This is a genomic window from Phenylobacterium sp. (assembly GCF_030681155.1).
Taxonomy (GTDB): domain Bacteria; phylum Pseudomonadota; class Alphaproteobacteria; order Caulobacterales; family Caulobacteraceae; genus Phenylobacterium.
Map to the genome: position 1 here is coordinate 55646 of NZ_JAUXXE010000038.1, position 6960 is coordinate 62605.

At 64.6% G+C, this 6960-nt stretch carries 4 protein-coding genes; 1 reads left to right on the forward strand and 3 read right to left on the reverse strand.

Annotated elements, in window-relative coordinates; genetic code table 11:
* Positions 1-3 precede the first annotated feature (3 nt).
* From Q8M13_RS09920 to Q8M13_RS09930, 3 genes are all read right to left on the reverse strand, one after another.
* Positions 4-1944, reverse strand: a complete 1941-nt coding sequence (locus tag Q8M13_RS09920) for a PQQ-binding-like beta-propeller repeat protein (protein ID WP_305299772.1) — start codon at positions 1942-1944, stop codon at positions 4-6.
* Positions 1945-2014: 70 nt separating this feature from the next.
* On the reverse strand, positions 2015-4417 hold the full coding sequence (locus Q8M13_RS09925) for a TonB-dependent receptor (RefSeq protein WP_305299774.1): 2403 nt from the start codon (positions 4415-4417) through the stop codon (positions 2015-2017).
* A gap of 224 nt (positions 4418-4641) precedes the next feature.
* Positions 4642-5445, reverse strand: a complete 804-nt coding sequence (locus Q8M13_RS09930) for an SDR family NAD(P)-dependent oxidoreductase (protein WP_305299776.1) — start codon at positions 5443-5445, stop codon at positions 4642-4644.
* Between the two features lie 138 nt (positions 5446-5583).
* Between Q8M13_RS09930 and Q8M13_RS09935 the strand changes: the two genes are divergently transcribed.
* Positions 5584-6960 (forward strand): class I adenylate-forming enzyme family protein (locus Q8M13_RS09935; RefSeq protein WP_305299778.1); only part of this gene is annotated, 1377 nt, incomplete at its 3' end.

Below are 6960 nucleotides of genomic sequence, written 5' to 3' on the forward strand. Positions count from 1 at the left end.
TGTTCATCGCCCGTCGATTGAGAAGGCCATCAGGACGTTGCCGTCGGCGCCGGTCAGGTCCCGGCCGCCGCTCGCGCCCGATCGCCCGGCGTAGCCTGAGTGGACGTAGACCATGCCGTTCGCCACCGTCGGACCGCCGCCATCCATGACGCCGCCGAATGCGGTTCGCTCGCCGAGCACCTGAATGGGATCGGTCCCTGTGTCGTGGCTCCAGATGACCTTGCCGGTCTTGGCGTCATAGGCGCGGAAGCGCCCGTCATAGGCGCCGGCGAAAACGGCTCCTGGAATGGCGGTGACCGCCTGGGAGATCGCGCCGTGACACCAGCGCGAGACCCATCGGCAGGTCGGTTTGGCGGGGGAGGGCGCGCTCCAAAGCAGCGCTCCATCGCTGATGCGAAGGGCGTAGAGGCCAGGCTTGCCTTCGTCGCCGGCTATGACGTCCGAGATGCCGACATAGAGACGCTCAGCGTCGGCGGCCATGCCGAACTCGACGCCGCCCAAGGCGCTGCCGGGGCTTAGCCGGCGTTCCCAGACAATCTTCCCGTCCTGGGCCGGATCAAGGGCGTAGACGTGGCTCGACTTTTGACCGACCAGGAGCAGCTGACGCCCGCCGGGGAGGTCGTGGAGGATCGGGGAGTTTCCGATCGAAAAGTCCGGACCGAGCTTATTGGGGCAATTGGCGGCCGGAACCGTGCGGCCGCCGCCGATCCAGCAGCCATTGATGTAATTGTCGTGCTCGAGAAGCTGATTTTTCCAGACAATCGCGCCTGTGGCCATGTCCATGGCCATCACCGCATCTGCGCCGTCATAGACAACGTCGGTGTAGGAATTCGAGGTCCCCACATAGACGAGGCCACGTTTGGCGTCGATCGTCGGGGCCGACCAGATCGCGCCGCCCGATGGGCCCCACATTTCGCGGCCCAGTCGATTGAGCCCGAACGGCTTTGGCTCGACAGCGGTCGTATAGGTCTTCCAGAGGATCTCGCCTCTGGCGACGTCGAGCGCGACCAGCGAGCCGCGGAACTTGCAGCATTCCCAGCCGTCGAACTCGGCGAAGGCTTCGACGCCTGATGAAATCGGAACGAACAGTCGGCCGCCATAGACCGTCGGGGAGCCGGTCATCTGCAGGCCGGCCGAGTCGTCGATCTGGGTCTTCCACAGTTGCTCTCCGGTCTCGGCGTTGAGCGCGACGGCGCTCTTAGTCCAGTCGGAGAAGAAGAGAGCCTGGCGCGCCGGGCCGCCCGCCGGGAGCTCGATCACGGTGACGCTGGAGCGGGTCCCGGCCTGCGCCGTGTGACGCCAACGGACGCAACCGGTCTTGGCGTCCAGCGCGTACACCGCGCCCGACATGCTGGTCGTGAAGAGCCAGTCGCCGACCAGGGTGGCTTGGCCATTCTTCGCGCCGGGATAGTTGAAGGCCCATTTCGGTTTGAGGCGGGGAACCTCCGCGGCTCGCAAGCCTGGCTTGGCCTGGTAGCGCGCGTTGGTGGGCGTCGGGCTCCAGCCATTCCAGCCGGCGGCCTTCACGTTCAGGGGCGGGGCTTTGCTCGTGCAGGCTGGCGCATCCAGCGGGGTGCCGGCTGCCCCGGGGCCCCAGATCGTCTTGGGGTCGATGTCGGCCATCGCCTTGGTGGGCGCCTTTGTGCCGGTGTTGTAGGCCGCGATCGCGGCCTTGTCGGCAGCGCTCAGGCCTTCAGCCATCGGCGCCATGGCCCCGTTGGTGAGCGATCCGATGATGAAGGCCGGCGTGTTCTTGGCCAGCACTGATTTGGCTGGCGTGCGGTCGGTGGCGTTGTCGTGGCAGGCGGCGCAACGGGTGGCGTAGAGCTTGGCCCCGTTGGGGGCCAGCGCGACTTCGTCGGAAGCGCGGGCGGTCGTGGCGCTCACAGACAGCATGGCGAGCAGACTGGCGGCCAGCAGGATGGGCGAAAAGGGCTTGGGCATGGGCCTCACTAAGAGCTGTTAGGTGAAGCAGCGGAGGCGCCCGGCCAAGCCGGCAAGGCGCCTGTGGCGGCTAGAAGCGGTAGCGGAGCTGCACGCTGTAGGCGCGGCCTGCGCCCAGGTAGTTGGTGATCGCGTAGTCGACATTGGCGCCGCCCACCGCGATCTCTGTCGAATAGAGCTCGTCGGTGAGATTGGTGATCCCAAGCACCACGTCGTAGCGGTTGGAGGCCGCCCGCCAGGTGAGGTTGGCGTTGATCAAGGCGTAGCTGGGCACCTCGAACAGGGGGTTCTCAAAGACGCTCTGGTTGTAGGAGCTCTGGTAGGTTGCCGAGGCCCCGAGGATCACCGAGCCTGGCTCGAACGTCCAGGTGTAGGCGCCGAGCAGGCTGACCTTGTGCTCAGGCGTGCGCGGCATGCGGTTGCCGGCCAAATCCTGCGGCGTGTTGAGCGGTGTGACCGTGTTGTCGATCGCGCAGCAGAACTCTTTGATCTCGCCGTGCAGGTAGGTGTAGCCGGCGTTGAGCCACAACGCCTCGACCGGGCGCCAGTCCGCCTCCAGCTCCAGGCCGTAGATCTCCGACTTATCGATGTTGGTGAACTGGGCGAACGTGCCGCCCGTGATCGAATTGAACGCAGTGATCGGGGCCTGGAAGTCGCGATAATCGTAGAAGAAGACCGAGGTCTGCACGCGAAGCTCGGGGGTGAAGTTGTATTTCACGCCCGCCTCATAGGCGTGAAGCGTCTCGGGATCGGTGACGTTGTTCGAGGTGGCGTCGCCCAGGGTGAAGCCGCCGGCCTTGTAGCCGCGAGCGTAGCTGGCGTAGGCCAGCAGATCATCGCTAGGCTTGTATTCGGCGCCGAGACGGGCGGTGTAGCCGTCGTTCTTCAGCTTCAGCAGCCGGCCGGCATATTCCGGTTGGGACCAGATATCGCCGACGACGGTTTGCGGGGTGGATTCAAACGCCGCGCCCAGTCGTGGGTCCCAGAACACGTAACGGAACTGGGTCGTGGCGCGCTTGGAATCGACCGTATAGCGCAGGCCTGCGGTCAGGCTCCAAACATCGTCAACGTGCCAGGTCGCCTGGCCAAAGCCGGCGAGCGACTGCTGACGTAGAATATTGTGCTGCTGGTAGTAGGCCCGGTCAGGGTTGGCCAGGGCGGCGGGATAGGGCGCAGTCCCGAAGATGGGCGCGGCTAGCTGCGGGACATTCGGCATCGCCTCCCAGTAGCGCTCGTTGTAGTCCGATTTCAGGAAGTAGGCGCCGAGCGTCCATTCCAACTTCTCGGTGTCGTCTCCGGTCAGGCGCAGTTCATGCGTGAAGTACTGGTTCCGGTTGAGATAGTTGGCGGTGAAGTTGGTGCTGATCTCGGTCCCTTCCGGGACGCCCAGCAGGGCCGGATTGGCGGCCGAAGGGACGAAGACCTGACCCGGGCCGGTTCCAGCGATGTAGGAGCCACGCGCGGTGTTGTCGAAGTCGCTGTAACCCTTCGACTTGTATTGGGCGATGCCTCCAACGTAGTAGAGCGTCGCCGGGCCGAGATCCCAGTCGGCGTTCAGTATGTGGACCTGATTGCCGGTAAGGCGATCGGCCCCGCGCTGATCGATGTTGATCGTGCGCGGCTCGCTGGAGGGGGAGGCGATCTCGTAGGCGAACGTCGGGTTGGGCGCGAGCGCGCCCATGAAGCCGGCAGTGTTGTACCGCGCCGGGGCCGTTTCGGCCGGCGTGTTGCGGTAGGTGAAGGTGGTCGAACGCAGCAGGAAGTGCAGGTCTTCGGTCACATCGCCGTCGAGCTGGAACTCCGCATAGAAGTTGTCGATGTCAAAGCCGGCCTTATAGGGGGCGATGTTCTTTGACGCGGACTTGCCCTGGTTGATCGACTGGACGCCGACCCGCACCCGGTAATCGTCGTTGAGCGGGCCCGATACCGTGACGCCGATGTTGCTCCAGTCGTATCGGCCGTAGCCCAGCAGCGCTTCGCCCATGAAGGTGCTGGTTGGGCGGCGGCTGAGCAGGTTGGCGGCGCCGCCGATCGCGTCGCGGCCCCAGAGCGTGCCTTGCGGCCCGCGCAGGAACTGCACATTGCCGCCAAACAAGGTGTTCTCGCCGACCGTGTTGAAGTCGACGTTGTAGAAGCCGTTCACGTAGTATGCGACGGCGTTCTCTGAGCCGAGCAGGGTGGTCGCGTTCTGTCGTCCGACCCCGCGCATGTTTATCCCAGTGTTGGTGAGGAACACGCCGGGCGTCAGGTTGACCATGTCGCGGACCGTGTTGGCGCCGACGATATTGCGCTCCTCGGCGCTGAAGGTCGTCACTGCGATCGGGGCTTCCTCAATCGCCGCTTCATGCCGCTGAGCGGTCACGACCAACTCTTCGATCACATAGCCTGGCGCTTGCTGCGCCGACGCCGACTGAGCCGAGAGGGTGACGGCTCCGGCCGCCGTGCTCGCGAGGAGCAGGTGATGCAGTCTCATGGTTTCCCCCAATCAAAGGCCGCTTGTGGCGGTCTTGCTTTCGTCCGGTCAGCGCATGTCGCTCGCGTTTGCTGACTCAATGGTATTCATACTAAGCACTCAAAAAACCATGTGAGCAAGATTGAATACGTTTCATGCTGGGGAAATTCGTGCCTTTATAAACCTACCACACAATGAGGGTTTGGCTTGGGTTGAGCCGGCGCCGAGCGCGCCGGCTCGCGAGGCTACTCGTAATTGGTGCGGCCGCCCGCCGTCATGCCGCCGTCGACAACCAGGTCGTGGCAATTGATGTAGGCGCCCTCGTCGCTGGCCAGGAATAGGGCCGCGGCGGCTATGTCGTGCGGTAGGCCTGAGCGTCGCAGGGGCGTGGCCTTGCCGAGGTTGCGAGTGAGCTTCTCCAGCTTGGCGTCGGCTTGGCCGCTTTCCAGCCGCGCGGCGGCGGCTGAGCCGCCGAAGAAGATTGGCGTCGCGACGCCGCCCGGCGCGATTGAGTTCACGGTGACGCCGTATTGGCCAAGCTCCATGCCGGCGAGCTTGGTCGCCTGCACAACCGCGGCCTTGGCCATTGAGTAGAGGTAGCCGCCCATGTGGGTGCGCGCTGCTGCGACGCTGGAGTTGTTGATTATTGCGCCCTTGCCTTGGGCGCGCATGATCGGCGCTGCGTGCTTGATGCCGAACACGATGCTCCCGACCAGCAGCTCCATGGCGTAGCTGAAATGTTCCGGGGTGACGGTCTCAACCTCTCCCAAGGTGGGTCCGCCAGCGTTGTTGAACAGGCAGTCGAGGCGCCCGTAGGTCGAGACCGCGGTATCGATAGCGCGCTGGATGTCCCCCTCCAGGCGCACATCGGCCTGAACGAAAGTCACGGCCCCGCCGAGCGCCTTGCTCATCGCCTCGCCCTTCTCGGCGTTGCGCGCCGCTATGACGACCTTGGCCCCCTCTGCGACAAAGAGTTCGACGGTAGCCTCGCCAATCCCGCTGGTGCCGCCGGTGATAACCGCGACCTTTCCCTCAAGACGTCCTGACATGAGATTCTCCTTTTTGAGCCGCCGGTTTTTGTATCGGAGCGAGCCGCGGGCCAATAGGTTTCTTTTATGATATGGTTCATCGTCTGGCGCGCCGGCCGTCGATGTCATATATTTGAGTGACAAGTAGGGAGATTTTATATGTCTGCGATTGAGGTGCTGAGCCGCGAATTTGCGACTCTCCCAGAGGTCCTGCTCGAGCAGGCGATCGAGTTGGGAGCCAAGACCGCCGTGGTGGACCCAAGCGGCGGCGCGCTCAGCTACTCTGACCTAGGCGCGCGCATGAGTCGGGCGGCGAGCGCTCTGCAGCGCGACGGCGTTGGCGTTGGGGAAGCCGTCGCCATCTGCGCGTCCAGCTCGAACAGCTATGTCGCGGCGTTCTTCGGGGCGCTAGGGGCGGGCGCGGTCGCCGCCCCGCTGGCGCCGTCCTCGACGGCCGATAGCCTGGTCATGATGCTGAACGACTGCGGCGCGAAGGTCTTCTTCCTCGACGCCGGCGTCGCAAAGCAATTGGAAGGCGTGGCCGATCAGATCAGCGCCAAGCGTGTGGCGCTCGACGGCTCTTCGGCCGGCGTGGCCTTCGAGGAGTGGCTGGCGCCGAAGGGCTCCAAGCCGACCCCGGTGACCATCGATCCCGACCAAGGCTTCAACATCATCTATTCGTCGGGCACGACCGGCGCGCCCAAGGGCATCGTGCAGCCGCACCGCATGCGCTGGGGCCAGATCCGTCATGGGGTCTATCCGGCCGATTCGGTGACGCTGATCTCGACGCCGCTCTACTCGAACACCACTCTCGTCAGCTTCCTTCCGACCCTGACGAACGGAGGGACCGTGGTGCTGATGGCGAAGTTCGACGCCGAGCAGTTTCTGAAGCTGTCTGAAAAACACCGCGTCACCCACGCCATGCTGGTGCCGGTTCAGTATCGCCGGCTCATGGAGCGGGCCGATTTCGACGGCTACGACCTCTCCAGCTATCGGGTGAAGTTCTCGACCAGCGCGCCGTTTCCAGCCGAGATCAAGGCTGAGGTGCTCAAGCGCTGGCCGGGCGGCCTAGTCGAGTTCTACGGCATGACCGAGGGTGGCGGATCCTGCATGCTGCTGGCCCATGAGCACCCCGACAAGCTGACGACGGTTGGGCGCGCAATGCCGGGCCACGACATCCGGCTGATCGATGAGGATGGCAAGGAGGTGGCCCAGGGCGAGATCGGCGAGGTCGTCGGTCGTTCCGGGGCGATGATGGTCGGCTACCACAACCAGCCGGGTAAGACCTCCGAGGCCGAGTGGTGCAGCCCCGAGGGCCTACGCTTCATCCGCACCGGCGATGTCGGCCGGTTCGATGAGGACGGCTTCCTGACGCTCATGGACCGCAAGAAGGACATGATCATTTCGGGCGGCTTCAACGTCTATCCCAGCGACCTCGAAGCCGTGCTGATCCAGCACCCGGCGGTGGCCGAAGCTGCGGTGGTCGGCGTCGCCTCGGAACGCTGGGGCGAGACACCGGTGGCGTTCGTTGTTGAA